Origin of the sequence: Vibrio sp. 10N.222.49.C9 (assembly GCF_041474985.1) — a bacterium.
Classification (GTDB): domain Bacteria; phylum Pseudomonadota; class Gammaproteobacteria; order Enterobacterales; family Vibrionaceae; genus Vibrio; species Vibrio crassostreae_C.
In genome coordinates, this window is record NZ_JBFRVD010001287.1 from 1 (window position 1) to 340 (window position 340).

Annotated in this window: 1 protein-coding gene; it reads right to left on the minus strand. The window is 42.9% G+C overall.

What is annotated here, in order from left to right; genetic code table 11:
• The coding region (locus AB4585_RS27935) for a hypothetical protein (protein WP_372172014.1) at nucleotides 1-295 on the minus strand (295 nt) is incomplete at its 3' end.
• Between the last annotated feature and the right edge of the window lie 45 nt (nucleotides 296-340).

Consider the following 340-nt stretch of genomic DNA (forward strand, 5'->3'; position numbering starts at 1 on the left):
CATATGAATCCTTCACAGCTGCATCCACCAGCATGTCGTTCCCAATCGGGTTATCGACTTCTCTCACTTTCATGCCTTGAATGGCTTGCCATTTACCGACCTTGGTTAAGGTAGTGTAGTGATTTTCAAGTACTGACCAATAATCGTTGACTGGATCCGGTTCAAAAACAATAGTTTGGCTCTGTCCGGTCATGTTGTTTGTGTATTTTAATTCAATCGGCTTCTCTGCATCAAAGCCAATGATATTTAACGTTGCGTGCTTCATGATGGTTGGCTCTTCGTTTGGCATGGTCATTTTCACGGCCTGGACTCGAATAGCAGTATCGTTGTTGTATATATC